This window comes from Massilia sp. 05N420, from assembly GCF_056397205.1.
The window spans coordinates 44,915-61,214 of sequence record NZ_JBFTMX010000031.1; the positions used below are offsets into that span (position 1 = coordinate 44,915).

20 protein-coding genes are annotated in these 16,300 nt (G+C 65.2%); 16 read left to right on the plus strand and 4 right to left on the minus strand.

From position 1 onward, the window contains the following. The first annotated feature begins 31 nt into the window (after window positions 1-31). The gene (locus AC1DIX_RS19155; protein ID WP_477326537.1) at window positions 32-514 is read left to right on the plus strand and encodes an adenylyltransferase/cytidyltransferase family protein; all 483 of its coding nucleotides are present in this window, start codon (window positions 32-34) and stop codon (window positions 512-514) included. A 16-nt stretch (window positions 515-530) separates the two neighbouring features. Here AC1DIX_RS19155 and AC1DIX_RS19160 read toward each other — a convergent pair whose 3' ends face one another. Together AC1DIX_RS19160 and trmL are read right to left on the minus strand one after the other, a co-directional pair. Further along, window positions 531-2,126: a dienelactone hydrolase family protein gene (locus AC1DIX_RS19160; RefSeq protein WP_477326539.1), complete on the minus strand. Its 1,596-nt coding sequence runs from the start codon at window positions 2,124-2,126 to the stop codon at window positions 531-533. A gap of 90 nt (window positions 2,127-2,216) precedes the next feature. Beyond that, entirely contained in the window at window positions 2,217-2,687 is a 471-nt protein-coding gene (trmL, locus tag AC1DIX_RS19165; protein WP_477253985.1) for a tRNA (uridine(34)/cytosine(34)/5-carboxymethylaminomethyluridine(34)-2'-O)-methyltransferase TrmL, read from the minus strand. Window positions 2,688-2,874: 187 nt separating this feature from the next. Here trmL and AC1DIX_RS19170 point away from each other — a divergent pair, with 187 nt between their 5' ends. Then, the gene (locus AC1DIX_RS19170) at window positions 2,875-3,495 is read left to right on the plus strand and encodes a hypothetical protein (protein ID WP_477326541.1); all 621 of its coding nucleotides are present in this window, start codon (window positions 2,875-2,877) and stop codon (window positions 3,493-3,495) included. 32 nt (window positions 3,496-3,527) lie between these two features. On the opposite strand, the gene AC1DIX_RS19175 is transcribed toward AC1DIX_RS19170, so the two are convergent. Beyond that, window positions 3,528-4,310, minus strand: coding sequence for a ComF family protein (locus AC1DIX_RS19175; protein WP_477326543.1), 783 nt, complete (start codon window positions 4,308-4,310; stop codon window positions 3,528-3,530). A gap of 121 nt (window positions 4,311-4,431) precedes the next feature. Between AC1DIX_RS19175 and AC1DIX_RS19180 the strand changes: the two genes are divergently transcribed. From AC1DIX_RS19180 to AC1DIX_RS19210, 7 genes are all read left to right on the plus strand, one after another. Then, entirely contained in the window at window positions 4,432-5,337 is a 906-nt protein-coding gene (locus AC1DIX_RS19180; protein WP_477326545.1) for a methyltransferase domain-containing protein, read from the plus strand. A gap of 364 nt (window positions 5,338-5,701) precedes the next feature. Next, window positions 5,702-6,895 (plus strand): cytochrome c oxidase subunit II, encoded by a 1,194-nt coding sequence (gene coxB / locus AC1DIX_RS19185; protein ID WP_442124239.1) that lies wholly within the window; start codon window positions 5,702-5,704, stop codon window positions 6,893-6,895. Between the two features lie 24 nt (window positions 6,896-6,919). Beyond that, window positions 6,920-8,536, plus strand: a complete 1,617-nt coding sequence (gene ctaD / locus AC1DIX_RS19190) for a cytochrome c oxidase subunit I (protein WP_477326547.1) — start codon at window positions 6,920-6,922, stop codon at window positions 8,534-8,536. Between the two features lies 1 nt (window position 8,537). Next, window positions 8,538-8,672: a hypothetical protein gene (locus AC1DIX_RS19195; protein ID WP_442124241.1), complete on the plus strand. Its 135-nt coding sequence runs from the start codon at window positions 8,538-8,540 to the stop codon at window positions 8,670-8,672. A 1-nt stretch (window position 8,673) separates the two neighbouring features. Next, complete coding sequence (locus tag AC1DIX_RS19200) at window positions 8,674-9,246, plus strand: cytochrome c oxidase assembly protein (RefSeq protein WP_477326549.1); 573 nt, start codon at window positions 8,674-8,676, stop codon at window positions 9,244-9,246. Next, the gene (locus AC1DIX_RS19205) at window positions 9,239-9,439 is read left to right on the plus strand and encodes a DUF2970 domain-containing protein (protein WP_442124243.1); all 201 of its coding nucleotides are present in this window, start codon (window positions 9,239-9,241) and stop codon (window positions 9,437-9,439) included. The genes AC1DIX_RS19200 and AC1DIX_RS19205 overlap by 8 nt, the downstream gene beginning before the upstream one ends. Window positions 9,440-9,496: 57 nt before the next feature. Further along, window positions 9,497-10,354 carry a cytochrome c oxidase subunit 3 gene (locus AC1DIX_RS19210; protein WP_477326551.1) on the plus strand — a complete coding sequence of 286 codons (858 nt, stop codon included), beginning with the start codon at window positions 9,497-9,499 and terminating at the stop codon, window positions 10,352-10,354. 117 nt (window positions 10,355-10,471) lie between these two features. Here AC1DIX_RS19210 and AC1DIX_RS19215 read toward each other — a convergent pair whose 3' ends face one another. After that, window positions 10,472-10,672, minus strand: a complete 201-nt coding sequence (locus tag AC1DIX_RS19215) for a twin transmembrane helix small protein (RefSeq protein WP_442124245.1) — start codon at window positions 10,670-10,672, stop codon at window positions 10,472-10,474. 31 nt (window positions 10,673-10,703) lie between these two features. Between AC1DIX_RS19215 and AC1DIX_RS19220 the strand changes: the two genes are divergently transcribed. The 7 genes from AC1DIX_RS19220 to AC1DIX_RS19250 all read left to right on the plus strand — a co-directional run. Next, the gene (locus AC1DIX_RS19220; protein WP_442124246.1) at window positions 10,704-11,432 is read left to right on the plus strand and encodes an SURF1 family protein; all 729 of its coding nucleotides are present in this window, start codon (window positions 10,704-10,706) and stop codon (window positions 11,430-11,432) included. Further along, window positions 11,410-12,015 carry an SCO family protein gene (locus tag AC1DIX_RS19225; protein ID WP_477326553.1) on the plus strand — a complete coding sequence of 202 codons (606 nt, stop codon included), beginning with the start codon at window positions 11,410-11,412 and terminating at the stop codon, window positions 12,013-12,015. The genes AC1DIX_RS19220 and AC1DIX_RS19225 overlap by 23 nt, the downstream gene beginning before the upstream one ends. Window positions 12,016-12,025: 10 nt before the next feature. Beyond that, window positions 12,026-13,192, plus strand: a complete 1,167-nt coding sequence (locus AC1DIX_RS19230; RefSeq protein ID WP_442124248.1) for a COX15/CtaA family protein — start codon at window positions 12,026-12,028, stop codon at window positions 13,190-13,192. Next, window positions 13,189-14,094 carry a heme o synthase gene (cyoE, locus tag AC1DIX_RS19235; protein WP_442124249.1) on the plus strand — a complete coding sequence of 302 codons (906 nt, stop codon included), beginning with the start codon at window positions 13,189-13,191 and terminating at the stop codon, window positions 14,092-14,094. The genes AC1DIX_RS19230 and cyoE overlap by 4 nt, the downstream gene beginning before the upstream one ends. A gap of 10 nt (window positions 14,095-14,104) precedes the next feature. Beyond that, on the plus strand, window positions 14,105-14,698 hold the full coding sequence (locus AC1DIX_RS19240; protein ID WP_477326555.1) for an SCO family protein: 594 nt from the start codon (window positions 14,105-14,107) through the stop codon (window positions 14,696-14,698). Window positions 14,699-14,707: 9 nt separating this feature from the next. Beyond that, window positions 14,708-15,769 carry an AI-2E family transporter gene (locus tag AC1DIX_RS19245; RefSeq protein WP_477326557.1) on the plus strand — a complete coding sequence of 354 codons (1,062 nt, stop codon included), beginning with the start codon at window positions 14,708-14,710 and terminating at the stop codon, window positions 15,767-15,769. An 82-nt stretch (window positions 15,770-15,851) separates the two neighbouring features. Then, the coding region (locus AC1DIX_RS19250; protein WP_477326559.1) for a transposase at window positions 15,852-16,300 on the plus strand (449 nt) is incomplete at its 3' end.

A 16,300-nucleotide genomic window follows, 5' to 3' on the forward strand; every position in this document is an offset into this window, starting at 1 on the left:
CGTCCCCGCGAAGGCGGGGATCCAAGTTCCCATGCCCACCTTCGAACAAAAACTCACCACCCGCGCCGCCCTCCAGCAGCGCGTCGCCGCCCTGCCCAAACCCGTCGTGCTGACCAACGGCGTCTTCGACATCCTGCACCGCGGCCACGTCACCTACCTGGCCCAGGCCCGCGAACTGGGTGCCTCGCTAGTGGTCGCCRTCAACACCGACGCCTCCGTGAAACGCCTCGGCAAGGGCGACGACCGCCCGCTCAACACCATGGCCGACCGCATGGCCGTGCTGGCCGCGCTGGAATCGGTCAGCCTGGTGGTCGAGTTCGACGAAGACACCGCCCTCGAGGTGGTGCAGGAAGCCCGCCCCGACATCTACGCCAAGGGCGGCGACTACGTCATGACCGAGATCCCGGAAGGGAAGGAAGTCATCGCCCAGGGCGGCAAGGCGGTCGCGATCGACTTCGCGCACGACCGCTCGACCACCAGGCTGGTGGCCAAGATCCGCCAGTTCGGCGGATAAGCCCGGCAGCCAGGATTCAGCCGCCGGCGGCCTTCGCCGGCGCTCCCGTTTCCAGCGCCTTCAGGCGTTCGATGGAGTGGCCGATCGACGGATCGAGCGACAGTGCACGGCGGTATTCGTCGATCGCCAGCTGGTGCTCGCCGGCCGCCTCGTAGGCTTCGGCCAGGCTGTCGGCGATGCCGCCCCAGTCCGGCGCCAGCTTCGTCCCCAGGCGGAAGATCGGCACCGACTCCTTCACGCGCCCGCTGCGCAGCAGCTGGTAGCCGTACACGTTCAGCCAGACCGGTTCCAGGCTGAACTCCGGGCTGGAAGCACGCATCCTGTCGTAGACCTCCTGCGCATGCTCGTAGCCGCCGGTCTGCAGGGCGCGCACGAAGGCTTCCAGCGTCGGCGCCGTGCCCGCGCCCTTGCGGCGCTCCACCGACATCATGTGCGCGGGCGCCTGGTTGGCCGAGGGCTGCTTGTCGAGGAAGGCCATTGCCTTCGCGTCGTTCTTCAGGTAGGCGTCGAGGAAGCGTTCGACGTAGCGCGCGGTCCAGCTGTGCGCCATCGAGACTTCGTCGCGGGAGTACTCGCCGAAGCGCTTGTCGTTCACGAAGCGCAGGCCGTCCGACGCGAAGTCCGCATGCGCCATCGGATGCATCGTCACGACGGTCATGTCGGCATAGGCCATCTGGTTCAACAGGTTGAAGTCGAGCTTCTTCTTTTTCTTCGCCAGGGTTTCGAGCGAGTCGCGCTCACGGGCCACGAACAGCATCGGCACCGCCAGCCGCGCCGGCGTCGCATACTTGGCCGCGTCCTTGCCGCCGTCGACGAACTCGGGCCAGTAGCGTACCGAACCGTCCAGGCTCACCAGGGCGCGGATACGGTCGTCGCGGGCCGCCGCCAGCACGTTCGCCAGCCCGCCCCAGCTGTAACCGGCCACGGCGATGCGCGACACGTCGGCCTGCGGCATCCGGCTGGCCTGGCCGATCAGGAAGGCGATGTCGGCGGCCTGCGCCTCCAGGCCCTCGAGGTCGCTCGTCATGGCCCTGGTGCGCGCCCCCATCGAACTGCTTGCGATCACGATGTAGCCGTGGCTGGCCAGGTATTCGCACAGGTCGACGTTTTCGGTTGCCGAGGCGCTGAAGCTGGGTGCGTAGATGACGACCGGGAATTTGCCGGCGGCGGCGGGCGCATCCTTGCTGGCCCACATCGGCTGCGCCAGCGTGCGTTTCGCCGCGGCGGGCGCCAGGCCGGCGGTGTTGCCGGCGATGGTGGTCTCGGTCGYGGCCTGCACCTCGGCGGCGGAGAGCCAGGGTGTATCTTCGGTCGCCTTGGTCGCCATGTAGTCGCGCCAGGTGAGCGGCTTGCCCCTGGCGCCGGCCGGATACCAGGTGATAGCCTGGATCGGCCGCGCGCGCTCATGGGTTTCAAGCTGGCCGGTCACCATGTCGAAGGAGGGGCGGTAGACGCGGCTGTAGTCGTACTGCGACTTGACCTGCACGCCGACCGGCCAGGGCCCGGGGTCGTTCGAGAAGACGAAGGGGTCAGCGGCGCCGGCAGCGGCGCTGGCCGCGGCGCCGGCGGCGCCCGATGCGGCCAGCAGCAGGAGGGCAAGAAGTTTGGACATTGCGGAAAATGGATGAGATGGAAAGGCCCTCATCCTAGACGCTGGCCCGCGGCCGGCATAGCTGGCAGATTTACCAGCCCGGCGAGCAACTCAGGCGCCGCCCGCGTAGCCGTTCTGGCGCCAGGCTTCGTAGACCACCACCGCCACCGTGTTCGACAGGTTCAGGCTGCGGTTCCCCGGCATCATCGGCAGGCGGATGCGCTGGGCCGGCGGGAAGGATTCGCGCAGGGCCGGATCGAGGCCGCGCGACTCGGCGCCGAACACGAACACGTCGCCGGGCCTGAAGGCAGCGTCGCCGAAGGGAGAAGAGCCGTGGGTGGTCATGGCGAACATGCGGCTGGTGTCCGGCTGTGCGTCCGCCAGGAAGGCGTCCCAGTTCTTGTGCACCTTCATGGTCGCGTAGTCGTGGTAATCGAGGCCGGCGCGGCGCATCTTGGCGTCGTCCAGCGGGAAGCCCAGCGGCTCGATCAGGTGCAGCTGGGCGCCGGTGTTGGCGCACAGGCGAATGACGTTGCCGGTGTTCGGTGGGATTTCGGGTTCGACCAGTACTACGTGAAACAAATTCTTCTCCTTGAAGGCGACGGCAGGATGCCTTGAAAGCGGGAGCATAGCGCAGAACGGCATCGCTGTTGCAAAGTCGTCCTATCAGGATCGATGGGCAGAATTCGCCTGGCGTATTGACAGGCTCTGCCTATACTGAGTGGATTCGTTTTCGGCCCAACGGTGTACTTCGACACGAGGAGCAACTATGAACGGATCCGGTTTTTCCCGCCGCCATCGCTGGGCGGCCATCGTCCTGGCTTCGGCCGCTGCCCTGCCGCTGCTTGCCGGCGCCGGCCCCGGCAACGGTAATGCCAACGCCAATGCCAGCGCCAGCGCTGCCAGCCCCACACTGGACGACAACGACGGCCGCGTCCAGCGCGGCCGGGAAATCGTGCCGGCCGGCGTCATCCTGAACCTGAAGGGCAAGTCGCGCGGCATGGTCTGGCAGGGCAGCTATATCGTCAACACAATGGGCTGCGTCGATTGCCACACCCACCCCAGCTATTCCCCCGGCGGCGATCCCTTCCAGGGCCAGCCTGAGCGCATCAATGCCGAGCAATATATGTCGGGCGGCCGCATGTTCGGTCCGACCATCACCGCCGCCAACCTGACGCCGGACAGCAAGGGGCGCCCGGCGGGCCTGACGCGCGACGAATTCGTGCAGACCTTGCGCACCGGCCACAATCCCCACGATCCGGCAGGCCAGATCCTGCAGGTGATGCCCTGGCCGACGGTCGGCAAGATGACCACGCACGACTTGCGCGCCGTCTACGAGTACCTGAGCGCGCTGCCTTCGCTGCCCGACAATCCGCATCCCGGGCCCTGAGCTGTCCGCGCGCCGTGTCAACCGCCGCCGCCTCAGGCGCGCGGCGGCGTGCGCGCGAACACGAGATTGGTCACGCGCGCGGCGCCGAAGCGCTTGAAGGTGGCCGCCAGCTCGTCCAGCGTGCTGCCGCTGGTCATGACGTCGTCGACGATGCCGACGTGGCGGCCGTCCGCCAGGTCCGGGTCTTCGATGACGAAGGCATCGCGGATGTTGTCGGCGCGCTCGTGCGGCGAGACGCCGGACTGGGCGCGCGTATCGACCCGGCGTGAGGCCAGCGCCGGCTGCAGGGCCACGCCCAGCGAGGCGGCCAGCGGCCGCGCGATTTCGAGGGCCTGGTTGAAGCCGCGCTCGACCAGTCGGTTTGGGCCCAGCGGTACTGGACACAGCAGGTCGGGCAATGGGTGCCCGGGGCGGGCCAGCACGGCGTCCCTCAGCATGCGGGCGAACCAGGGGGCCAGCGGCAGGCGGGCGCTGAATTTCAGTTGCAGGACCAGGTGGTCCAGGGGTGGGGTGTAGTCGATGGCGAAGATGGTGGCGTCGTAGTGGGGTGGGTAGGTCTGGCAGGTGGGGCAGGTGCTTTCTTTGTTGTCGTTATGCTCGCGGAACTGAGGTCCCCGCCTTCGCGGGGACGACGGGGTAGGGCGCGGGGACGACGGGGTAGGGCGCGGGAACGACGGGGTAACTAACGGATTGCCGCAGCGGGCGCAGCGATTTTTTGCCGGTTGGCAAAAATGTTCCCGACAGGGTGCGCAGACGACGTCGTCGCAGCCGCCTCCGCACAGGGCGCACTGCGAGGGCAGCAGCAGATCCAGCATGGCGCGTGGCCAGCGGCGGAGCGGGGGCAGCGGGTGTCGGAGCATAAGGAGCCTGTCGCCAAACGGTTCAGGCCCCATCATGTACACTGCCGCCATGTCCCAATTTGACCGCAGTTGACCCATGGCTTCGCCCCAATCCCCCTCCAAGATGAGTGCGCCGATCGACCCGGCGCGCATCAAGCAGCTGTTTGCCGACCCCGCCCGCGTGGCGCCCTCGGATTTTCTGCGCCGCGAAATCGCCGGACGCATGTTCGAGCGCCTGTCGCTCGTGAAGAATTCTCCGCAGCAGGTGCTGGATGCCGGCTGCGGCACCGGCGCCGATCTCGCCGCGCTGCAGAAAGCCTATCCCGCTGCCCAAGTGCTGGGCGTGGACGCGGTGCCGGCGACGCTGCGTGCCGCCGCCGGGGCCGGCCAGGCGCCGCGCTCCCTCCTCAGCCGTTTGCTGCCGGCCAAGAGCGGCATCGATCTCGTTTGCGCCGACTTCGGCCAGCTGCCTCTTGGTCCGAACTCGGTCGACCTCGTATGGTCGAACCTGGCGCTGCACTGGCATCCGCAGCCGGACCGCGTGTTCGCGGAATGGCGGCGCGTGCTGCGCGTGGACGGCCTGCTGATGTTCTCGAACTTCGGCCCGGATACCTTCCTCGAGCTGCGCAACGCCTTTACGGCGATGGACGAAACCCCGCACACCTTGCCCTTCGTCGACATGCACGATTTCGGCGACCAGCTGGTGGAGGCGGGCTTCACCACGCCGGTCATGGACATGGAGCAGATCACGGTCACCTACGACAGCGCGCAGGCCCTGCTGCTTGACGTGCGCGCCTTCGGCGGCAATCCGCTGGCCACGCGCCGCCGCGGCCTGGTCGGGCGCGCGGCCTGGCAGCGCATGCTGGATGCCCTGGAAAGCCAGCGCCGTCCGGACGGCAAACTGGGCCTGACCTTCGAGATCATCTACGGCCACGCCTTCCGGCCGGCGCCGAAAGTCACGGCGGCGGGCGAGGCGATCGTGCGTTTCCAGCCACGCCAGTAAGCGCCGCGTCCGCAGTCAGCGCGAGAAATTGCCGCAGTGCATCATGCATCATCATGCGGTTGAGGTAATTTTCCTTGAATAAAAATTAGCGATTTCAGTATAATCAATGACACTTTTTTCGACTTAAGCAGTCATCACGCTAAAAACTTCAGCAAAAACAGCGTGTAGTCGAACTGGTTGCAGCAACACCAAAGGCTTCGGAAACCGCGTTTTGCGGTCCGGGGCCCGAGCAAAAGCGTTCATCGAGGTCGCGTAGTCCCTGATGGTCGAAGTTTGCAGGAAGGATTTCGGAGCGGCGGCAGTTCGTTCATGGAGTGCCGGCCTCTTTAAGAAAATTCAATTTTTTTGGGTGGTTGGGGACAACATGACTTATGCAAAGCGATTAAAAGCGGCGATGTCCGGTCTCGCGGTAGGAGCCGGCATGCCGGCCCTGGCGTGGGCCGAGCCCGAGGTCATCGGGCGGCCGGTCGAGCACCAGCTCAACATGCAGCCTGCCGTAACGGGCATCGGCGACTATATCTACAGCCTGCACAACTGGATGATGATCGTCTGCCTGATCATCTTCATCGGCGTGTTCGGCGTCATGTTCTATTCGGTGTTCAAGCACCGCAAATCCCTGGGCCACAAACCGGCCACCTTCCACGAATCGACCGCCGTCGAGATCGCATGGACGGTGGTGCCCTTCCTGATCGTGATCGGCATGGCGCTGCCCGCCACCCACGCGGTCGTCGCCATGAAGGACACCTCGAATCCGGACCTGACCATCAAGGTCACCGGCATGCAGTGGAAGTGGGGCTATGACTACCTGAAGGGCGAGGGCGAGGGCATCGGCTTCCTGTCGAACCTGTCGACCCCGCGCAGCGCCGTCGGCGAGCCGGGCGTGGCGCCGACCACAGCGCGCACCGAGACCTACCTGCTCGAAGTCGACAACGAGATGGTGGTGCCGGTCAACAAGAAGGTGCGCCTGGTGCTGACCGCCAACGACGTCATCCACTCCTGGACGATTCCGGCCTTCGCCGTCAAGCAGGACGCGATCCCGGGCTTCGTGCGCGACACCTGGTTCAAGGCCGAGAAGATCGGCACCTACCGCGGCAACTGCGTCGAGCTGTGCGGCAAGGAACACGCCTTCATGCCGATCGTCGTGAAAGTCGTATCAAGCGAGGACTACACCGCCTGGGTCAACACCAAGAAGAAGGAAATGGCGGCCCTGGCCGACGATCCGAACAAGGTCTGGACCATCGACGAACTGAAGACCAAGGGCGAGAAGATCTACGCCGCCAACTGCGTGGCCTGCCACCAGGCCAGCGGCCAGGGTGTGCCGAACGCCTTCGCCTCGCTGGTCGGTTCGCCGGTCGTGCTGGGTCCGAAGGCCGAGCAGATCAACGTGCTGCTGAACGGTAAGCACAGCGGCAAGTATCCGAGCGCCATGCCGGCATGGAAGCAGCTGTCCGACACCGACATCGCGTCCGTGATCACCTATACCCGTAATAACTGGACCAACAAGGCCGGCGAGAACATCGTCCAGCCGTCGGAAGTCCTGGCCGCCCGCGGCAAATAAGCGCTTGGAATCGGAGACCCTGAAATGAGTTCCACCATCGATCACGCACACAATCACGATGACCGGAGCGCGCACGACCATGCGCACGATCACGCACACGACCATCCGACCGGCCTGCGCCGCTGGCTGTTCGCCACCAACCACARGGACATCGGCACCCTCTACCTGTGGTTCTCGTTCACCATGCTGCTCTCGGGCGGCGTGCTGGCGCTGATGATCCGCACCGAGCTGTTCCAGCCGGGCCTGCAGTTCTTCCGTCCCGAGTTCTTCAACCAGCTGACCACCATGCACGGCATCGTGATGGTGTTCGGCGCGATCATGCCGGCCTTCGTCGGCTTCGCCAACTGGATGATCCCGCTGCAGGTGGGCGCCTCCGACATGGCGTTCGCGCGCATGAACAACTTCTCGTTCTGGCTGCTGCCGCCGGCCGCGATCCTGCTGGCGACCTCGTTCTTCGTGCCGGGCGGCGCCACCGCCGCCGGCTGGACCCTGTACGCGCCGCTGTCGACCCAGATGGGCCCGGGCATGGACATGGCGATTTTCGCCCTGCACATCATGGGCGCCTCGTCGATCATGGGTTCCATCAACATCATCGTCACCATCCTGAACATGCGCGCGCCTGGCATGACCCTGATGAAGATGCCGATGTTCTGCTGGACCTGGCTGATCACCGCCTACCTGCTGATCGCCGTGATGCCGGTGCTGGCGGGCGCCATCACCATGACCCTGACCGACCGCCATTTCGGCACCTCCTTCTTCAACGCGGCAGGCGGCGGCGACCCGGTCATGTACCAGCACATCTTCTGGTTCTTCGGCCACCCCGAGGTCTACATCATGATCCTGCCGGCCTTCGGCATCGTCTCGCAGATCATCCCGGCCTTCGCCCGCAAGCCGCTGTTCGGCTACGCCTCGATGGTGTACGCGACCGCTTCGATCGCGATCCTGTCCTTCATCGTCTGGGCCCACCACATGTTCACCACCGGCATGCCGGTGACCTCGCAGCTGTTCTTCATGTACGCCACCATGCTGATCGCGGTGCCGACCGGCGTGAAGGTGTTCAACTGGGTCGCCACCATGTGGAAGGGCTCGATGACCTTCGAAACGCCGATGCTGTTCGCGGTCGGCTTCATCTTCGTGTTCACGATGGGCGGCTTCACCGGCCTGATCCTGGCCGTGACCCCGATCGACATCCAGGTGCAGGACACCTATTACGTGGTGGCCCACTTCCACTACGTGCTGGTGGCCGGCTCGCTGTTCGCCCTGTTCGCCGGCTTCTACTACTGGGCCCCGAAATGGACCGGCCACATGTATCCGGAAGGCCGCGGCAAGGCCCACTTCTGGCTGTCGCTGATCACCTTCAACATCACCTTCTTCCCGATGCACTTCCTGGGCCTGGCCGGCATGCCGCGCCGCTATGCCGACTACGCCGTGCAGTTCACCGACTTCAACCAGATCGTGTCGATCGGCGCCTTCGGCTTCGGCCTGAGCCAGGTCTACTTCCTGTTCTTCGTGGTGCTGCCGACCATCCGCGGCGGCCAGAAGGCGGAAGCCAAGCCCTGGGAAGGCGCGGAAGGCCTGGAGTGGACGGTGCCGAGCCCGGCGCCTTTCCACACCTTCGAGCACCCGCCGCTGGTGAAGTGAGATGATGACGGCTGAATCAAGCCAGGAGCGTGCCGCCCGGCTGCGCAGGAAAAACCTGCGCACGGCCTGGCTGGTAGGCGGGCTGGCGCTGTTCTTCTTCGTGCTGCTGTTCGTCAAGCGGCTCTGGCTGAGCTGAGATGAGCGACGCACCACGAGCCGAACAGCGCGGCCGCCTGGCCCTGAACCGCACCACCTTCGCCAAGCTGGTGGTGGTGGCCGGCATGATGTTCGGCTTCGGCTATGCGCTGGTGCCGATCTACCGCCAGGTCTGCGAAGTCCTCGGCATCAACGTGCTGACGCAGAAGGACGGCACGGTGGAGCGTCCGGCCAACACCCAGGTCGACCTGACGCGCACCGTCACCGTCGAACTGGACGGCAATGCGCAGGGGCCGTGGCGCTTCCGTCCGACCCAGCGCAGCATCGACGTGCACCCGGGCGAGATGGCGACCGTGGTCTACGAGGTCGTAAACACCCAGGCGCGCACCGTGAAGGCGCAAGCCATCCCGAGCTACGCGCCGCAGTCGGCGACGCCGCACTTCAAGAAGGTCGAGTGCTTCTGCTTCAAGGAGCAGGTGCTGGGCCCGAACGAGGCGCGCCAGATGCCGGTGGTGTTCTTCATCGACCCGGCGCTGCCGCGCGAAGTGAAGAACATCACGCTGTCATACACCTTCTTCGAGATCGGCGGCGGCACGGTGGCAAAAAATGAATGAGGAACGCAAAGCAAGCTTCGGCGCCACCATGAAGGCCGTGTTCTGGTCCTTCTTCGGGGTCCGCAAGCGCAAGGATTATGACCACGACGCCGCCAACCTGAACCCGATCCACGTGATCGTCGGCGGCTTGCTCGGGGCGGCAATCTTCATCGGCATCCTGTTGTTCGTGGTGCGGATGGTGGTGGCGAAATAAGGAACAAGCAGCAAGCAGGAATTCGACAAATCAAAAAGTTCGTTTGAGGAGATGAGAATGAGTTCGCCACAAAATGCGCCGTACTATTTCGTCCCTGGCCCCTCGCGGTGGCCGATGGCTGGCGGCCTATCGATGCTCGTCACGATGGCGGGCRCCGCCGGCTGGGTCAACGGCACGTCCTGGGGTCCCGGCGTCTGCACGGCCGGCATCCTGGCCATGCTCGTGGTACTGTATTTCTGGTTCGGCGACGCCATCGGCGAATCGGAATCGGGCAAGTACGGCGCCCGCATCGACAGCTCCTACCGCTGGTCGATGAGCTGGTTCATCTTCTCGGAAGTCATGTTCTTCGGCGCCTTCTTCGGTGCACTGTTCTATGCGCGTTCGATCAGCATGCCCTGGCTGTCCGACCTCGACCACAAGGTCATCTGGCCCGACTTCGCCGGCCACTGGGGCAACGTCGGCCCGGCCGGCACCGTCGAGTCCTTCAACACGATGGGCCCGTTCCCGATCCCGACCATCAACACCGCGCTGCTGCTGAGCTCGGGCGTGACCCTGACCATCGCCCACCACGCCCTGCGCGCCGGCCACCGCAGCAAGACCGCCTTCTGGCTGTTCTGCACCATCCTGCTGGGCGCCGTCTTCATGGGCTTCCAGGCCTACGAATACCACCACGCGTACACCGAACTGAACCTGAAGCTCAGCTCGGGCATCTACGGCTCGACCTTCTTCATGCTGACCGGCTTCCACGGCTTCCACGTGACCATGGGCGCGATCATGCTGTCGGTGGTGCTGTACCGCGTACTGAAGGGCCACTTCACGCCGGAACACCACTTTGGCTTCGAAGGGGCGGCGTGGTACTGGCACTTCGTGGACGTGGTGTGGCTGGGTTTGTACGTGGTCGTCTACTGGCTGTAAGAAGTCCCGCAAGCCTTGAATCGTCGTCCCCGCGCAGGCGGGGATCCAAGTTCTGCATGAACTATCGAAACGCAAGCTGACTTCGGTCCCTGCCTTCGCGGGGACGACGTTTATGGGCTAGCGTAATCCCGTCGGCTGAATCCACCCCATCTTGTAAGAAAACAGCACCAGCAGAAACAGCGTGATCGACAGCCCCACCCGCATCGCCAGCGCCTGCACGGTGCGGTTGCTGCGGCCCTTGTCGCGCATCAGGAAGAACAGTGCGGAGGCCAGGCTGGCGATGATGAGCACGAAGGCGATGGCGACGACGATTTTCATGACTGGCCCCGAGTTGGAATAGTGACATTGTATGCGACTTCGCTTCCATTTCAGGACCGTTCCCTTCCTTGCCACCCTCGTCCTCGTCGTGCTGGGGATCGTGCTGGGCAACTGGCAAACCCGCCGCGCGGCCGAGAAAACCGTCTTGCAGACAAGACTGGAACAGGGCATGGCGGCGCCCCCGCTGAGGCTCGATGGCGGCGCCGTCGATCCCGCCACCTTGGAGTTTCACCGTGTCATTGTTACCGGGGAATTCGTCCCCAACTGGCCGGTGTTCCTCGACAACCGGCCGCAAGATGGCCGCAGCGGATTCGTTTTGCTGATGCCGTTTAAAATAGCGGGGTCGAGCAAGTCCGTACTGGTCGCGCGCGGTTGGCTGCCGCGTAATACGGCCGAGCACGACAAGCTGCCGCCCTATACGACGCCCGCGGGCCAGGTCACGCTCGAGGGCAGGGCGGTGCGCCAGCTGGCCCGCGTGATGCAGCTGGGGACGGCGGCGCCGCTCGCGCCGAACGCGATCGTGCAGAACACGGACCCGGCCGACGTGGCGCGCGCCAGCGGCCTGGACCTGCTGCCGGTCGTGGTCGAACAGACCGGGCCAGGCACGCCGGGCGACGGCCTGACGCGCAACTGGCCCATGCCCAGCCTGGACATCGACCGCCACAAGGGCTATGCCGTGCAGTGGTATGCGCTGGCGGCGATGGCTTTCCTCTTTTTTGTGATTACAGGATTTCGACGTGGAACCAAACAAGCCGGCTAAACCCCAACAACGCAAGCGCGGCCGCTGGATGCTCTGGCTGGTGCTGCTGGTGTGCGCTTCGCCGTTGATCGCGTCATACTTCACCTTTTACGTGCTCAAGCCGGAAAAGCGCAACAACTACGGCACCCTGATCGACCAGCGCGCCCACCCGATACCGGCGATGGCGACCACCACCCTGGACGGCAAGCCGGTGGCGCTGGACCAGTTCAAGGGCAAGTGGGTGATGCTGATGGTGGCGCCCGGCGCCTGTGGCGAGGCCTGCCGGAAGCAGCTGTTCGCGATGCGCCAGTTGCGCCTCATGCAGGGCAAGGAACAGGACCGCATCGAGCGCGTCTGGCTGATCGACGACAAGGAGCCGCTCGACACCATCGTGATCCGCGAATTCGACGGCACCCACATGCTGCGCGCCGATGCCCAGGCCGTGGCGAACTGGCTGCCGGCCGAGCCGGGGACCGGCGTGACCGATCACATCTACATGATCGACCCGCTGGGCCATTTGATGATGCGCTTCCCGAAGGATCCGGAACCGCGCAAAGTGTACAAGGATATCAACAAGCTGCTGAAGGCTTCTTCGGTCGGCTGATGCAAGAATCATGGAAGTCTCGAATTTCATACTGCTGGCCCTGACCGGCATCCTGGCCGCCAGCGTGCCGCTGTCCGTCGTCTGGATGGCGACCGGCGGCAACCGCTACCGCAAGCTGGCCTGGGTGATCGCCTTCTTCACCTTCGACCTGATCGTGTTCGGCGGCTTCACCCGCCTGACGGATTCGGGCCTCGGCTGCCCCGACTGGCCGGGCTGCTACGGCGAAGCCAACCCCTTCCTGGCCCATGCCCACATCGCCGCCGCCGAGGCCCTGATGCCGACCGGTCCGGTGACGAAGGTGAAAGCCTGGATCGAGATGATCCACCGCTTCCTGGCGATGGGCATCGGCCTCATGATCATCGGCCTGATGGTGGCTTCGTGGGTGCAATGGCGGCGCTCGAAAGGGCGCTCGCATTCGCCCTGGCTGCCAACGCTCCTGTTTTTCTGGGTGTGCGTGCAGGGCGCGTTCGGCGCCTGGACCGTGACCATGAAGCTGCAGCCGGTGATCGTGACCCTGCACCTGCTGTTCGGCATGACCCTGCTGGCCCTGGCCGTCTGGCTGGGCGGACGCGAGGACAATCTGCTGCATCCGATGCCGGTTCTGGCGCCGCCGGACGCCCAGAAAATGGCCGATGCGCTGCGCCGCCTGCGTCCGCTTGCCTGGCTGGCCGGCGCCGTCGTGCTCATCCAGTTGGCACTCGGCGGGTGGGTGAGTACCAATTATGCGACGCTTGCCTGCAATGACTTTCCACTCTGCCAAGGACAAATTGTCCCAGAGATGGACTTTCAACACGGCTTCACCTTGTGGAGGGAACTGGGCAAAACGGCCGCCGGCCATTACCTGCCGTTCTCGGCCCTGACCGCCATCCACTGGGTGCACCGCAACTTCGCGGCCGTCGTGGTGCTGGTGCTGGGCCTCACAGCCTGGCGCGCCTGGCGTTTGCCGGGCCTGCACGGCGCCGCCCGGAATATTGCTTTAGTATTATTGGCGCAGGTCCTGACGGGGGTCGCGACCGTGTTTTTTAATTTCCCGCTTGCAATTGCTGTGCTGCACAACGCAGGGGCGGCCCTCCTTGTCTTGCTGGTGACCATGATAAACTACAAGGTACAGTATCAACTCGACCTGGTGCGCTCCCCCCGGCATGAAGCGGAGGCGGCGCCCGCGGGCCACTCATGATTACCCAAACCGCAACCCATAAACCGCCCAGCCGCGTCTCGCAATACTGGGCGCTGACCAAGCCTCGCGTCACCCAGCTGGCCGTCTTCTGCGCCGTGATCGGCATGTTCCTCGCCACCGACGGTTTCCCCGGCTGGCACGTGCTGTTCTGGGCCACGCTCGGCATCTGGCTGCTGGCCGGCGCCGCCTTCGCCGTCAACTGCCTGATCGAGGCCGAAGTCGACGCCCGCATGGCCCGCACCGCGCGCCGCGCCACCGCCATGGGCGAGCTGTCGACCACCCAGACCCTGTTCTTCTCCGCCATCCTCGGCGGCGCCGGCATGGGCATCCTGTACACGATGGTCAATCCGTTGACAATGTGGCTGACCTTCGTCACCTTCGTCGGCTATGCGCTGATCTACACCGTCCTGCTCAAGCCCAACACGCCACAGAACATCGTGATCGGCGGCCTGTCCGGCGCGATGCCGCCGGCCCTGGGCTGGGCCGCGGTGGCGAACACGGTGCCGATGGAAGCCTGGCTGCTGGTGCTGATCATCTTCGTCTGGACGCCGCCGCACTTCTGGGCGCTGGCCATGTACCGCCGCGACGACTACGTCCGTTCCGGCCTGCCGATGATGCCGGTCACCCATGGCATGAAGTACACCGGCCAGCAGGTCTGGCTGTATTCGATCGCGCTGGCCGCCTGCACCTTGTTCCCGTTCGCGGTCGGCATGAGCGGCTGGCTCTACCTGCTGTCCGCCATCGGCCTGAACGCCGTGTTCCTGCGCCACGGGTGGCTGGTCCACAAGCACTACAGCGACCAGGTCGCGCGCAAGGCCTTCGCCTGGTCCGTGATCTACCTGTCGCTGCTGTTCGCCGCGCTGCTGGTCGACCACTATGTGAAGCAATACCTGACTTTCTGATTCCTTCGACATGAAAAAACTGCTGTCCGCACTTGTCGCCGCCACCCTGGCGTTTTCCCTTGCCGCCTGCGACAAGCTGCCGGGCAAGCAGGCCAGCTTCCAGAACACCGACGTCACCGGCCTCGATTACGCCAAGGGCTTCAGCCTGACCGACTTCAACGGCAAGCCGCGCACCCTGGCCGACTACAAGGGCAAGGTCGTGGTCGTCTTCTTCGGCTACACCCAGTGCCCGGACGTGTGCCCGACCACGATGGCGGAAATGGCCAGCGTGATGCAGAAGCTGGGCCCGCAGGCCGACCAGGTGCAGGTGCTGTTCATCACCCTCGACCCCGAGCGCGATACCCCGCAGCTGCTGGCCAGCTATGTGCCGGCCTTCGACAAGCGCTTCATGGGCCTGTACGGCACCCTTGAACAGACCGCGAAGACGGCCAAGGACTTCAAGGTGTTCTACTCGAAGGTGCCGGGTTCAAGCCCCGGCAGCTACACCATCGACCACATGGCCGGCAGCTATGTGTTCGACCGCGACGGCCGGCTGCGCCTCTTCATCCGCCACGGCGGCAGCGCCGATTCGATCGTCCACGACGTCCGCCAGCTGCTTAGCTAAGCCAAGGAAATGGACCAGCGGCCTGGAAAGAACACCACCCGGGCTGCCGCCGTCATCCTCCTCACGCTCGGCTGCCTGTATGTCCTGAGGCCCTTCCTGGCCGCGATCCTGTTCGCCGCCGCCGTCGTCATCTCGTCCTGGCCTTTGTACCTGAGGCTGCGCCGGCGCATGCACGGACGCCGCACCCTGGCGGCGCTGACCATGACGCTCACGCTGACCCTGCTGGTCGTGATTCCGCTGGCCCTGGTCGCCTACAACCTGGCCGACAACGCCGCCGCCGCCCTCGAGGAGCTGCGCAAGCTCAGTCGCGGCAACCTGCAGTCGCCGCCCTGGATCCGCGCGATCCCGCTGCTCGGCGAACAGATCGACATCTATTTGCGCGAGCTGCTGGCCAGCCGCGACCGCATGATGGAACTGGCGCGCCGCATGGCCGAACCTGCCCGGCACTACCTGGTGGCCGGCGGCATCGTGCTGGGCGCGGGCGTGGTCCAGATGGCCCTGGCGGCCTTCGTCAGCTTCTTCTTCTACCGCGACGGCGAGGCGCTGAACGCCGTGATCGCGGCCGCCATGAAGCGCATCATGAACGAGGAAGCCGAGTCGGTGACGGAGACCGTCAGCCAGACCGTGCGCGGCGTCATGTACGGCCTGCTCGGCACCGCCCTGGCCCAGGCCCTGGTGGCGGCGATCGGCTTCGCCATCGCCGGCGTGCCAGCGGTGCTGCTGCTGTCGGTGCTGGTGTTCGTGTCCTCCTTGATTCCGGTCGGCCCGCCCATCATCTGGGGCGGCGCGGCGATCTGGCTGTTCGCCCAGGGCAGCACCGGCTGGGGCATCTTCATGCTGGTATGGGGCTTCTTCGGGATCAGCGGCGTCGACAACGTGGTGCGGCCGATGCTGATCAGCCGCGGCTCGAGCCTGCCCTTCCTGCTGACCTTACTCGGCGTGCTGGGCGGGGTGATCGCCTTCGGCTTCGTCGGCCTGTTCATCGGACCGACCCTGCTGGCGGTGGGCTATTCCCTGATGAGCGGGTGGACGCAAACGAGGAATCCTATCGTGAGGCGGGACGCCGAATAGGTTGGCGCTGTTCGCGCCAAGTGTGGAATCTTTTCTGCAAGCCTGCGGTCCAATGTCGACCTGAACCGTTGACGGAGGCCCCATGCAAGCACGGCAGTTCGAACAGTTCCTGCAACGCCTGTCCTCTCTAACGCGGCGCCAGCGCGACCGCCTGCTCGACCTGCTGCAATCGGCGGCCGGCCTCGACCGTGTACTCGAGATCGTCGAGCAGCCCGGCATGCCACTCTGCTGCCCGCACTGCCAGGCCGACAAACCCTATCGCCACGGTCATGCGCACGGACTGCAGCGCTACCGCTGCCTCAGTTGCCATCGCACCTTCAATGCCCTCAGCGGCACGCCGCTGGCCCGGCTGCGCTACAAGGCACACTGGCTCGACTACCTCGGCTGCATGCTCGATTCCCGCAGCGTGCGCCGCTCGGCGCGCGAGATCGGCGTGGCCAGCGCGACCAGCTTTCGATGGCGTCACCGTTTCCTGGCCTTGAGCAAGGATGACCGGCCGCAACGGCTGAGTGGCATCGCCGAAGCCGATGA

Coding starts and splice junctions, on each gene's coding strand:
- AC1DIX_RS19175 (WP_477326543.1), bottom strand. CDS start 4,310: ATGCTGGATCTGCTGCTGCCCTCGCAGTGCGCCCTGTGCGGAGGCGGC.
- cyoE (WP_442124249.1), top strand. CDS start 13,189: ATGATTACCCAAACCGCAACCCATAAACCGCCCAGCCGCGTCTCGCAA.
- AC1DIX_RS19170 (WP_477326541.1), top strand. CDS start 2,875: ATGAACGGATCCGGTTTTTCCCGCCGCCATCGCTGGGCGGCCATCGTC.
- AC1DIX_RS19240 (WP_477326555.1), top strand. CDS start 14,105: ATGAAAAAACTGCTGTCCGCACTTGTCGCCGCCACCCTGGCGTTTTCC.
- AC1DIX_RS19195 (WP_442124241.1), top strand. CDS start 8,538: ATGATGACGGCTGAATCAAGCCAGGAGCGTGCCGCCCGGCTGCGCAGG.
- AC1DIX_RS19245 (WP_477326557.1), top strand. CDS start 14,708: ATGGACCAGCGGCCTGGAAAGAACACCACCCGGGCTGCCGCCGTCATC.
- AC1DIX_RS19205 (WP_442124243.1), top strand. CDS start 9,239: ATGAATGAGGAACGCAAAGCAAGCTTCGGCGCCACCATGAAGGCCGTG.
- AC1DIX_RS19230 (WP_442124248.1), top strand. CDS start 12,026: ATGGAAGTCTCGAATTTCATACTGCTGGCCCTGACCGGCATCCTGGCC.
- AC1DIX_RS19180 (WP_477326545.1), top strand. CDS start 4,432: ATGGCTTCGCCCCAATCCCCCTCCAAGATGAGTGCGCCGATCGACCCG.
- AC1DIX_RS19200 (WP_477326549.1), top strand. CDS start 8,674: ATGAGCGACGCACCACGAGCCGAACAGCGCGGCCGCCTGGCCCTGAAC.
- coxB (WP_442124239.1), top strand. CDS start 5,702: ATGACTTATGCAAAGCGATTAAAAGCGGCGATGTCCGGTCTCGCGGTA.
- AC1DIX_RS19215 (WP_442124245.1), bottom strand. CDS start 10,672: ATGAAAATCGTCGTCGCCATCGCCTTCGTGCTCATCATCGCCAGCCTG.
- AC1DIX_RS19220 (WP_442124246.1), top strand. CDS start 10,704: ATGCGACTTCGCTTCCATTTCAGGACCGTTCCCTTCCTTGCCACCCTC.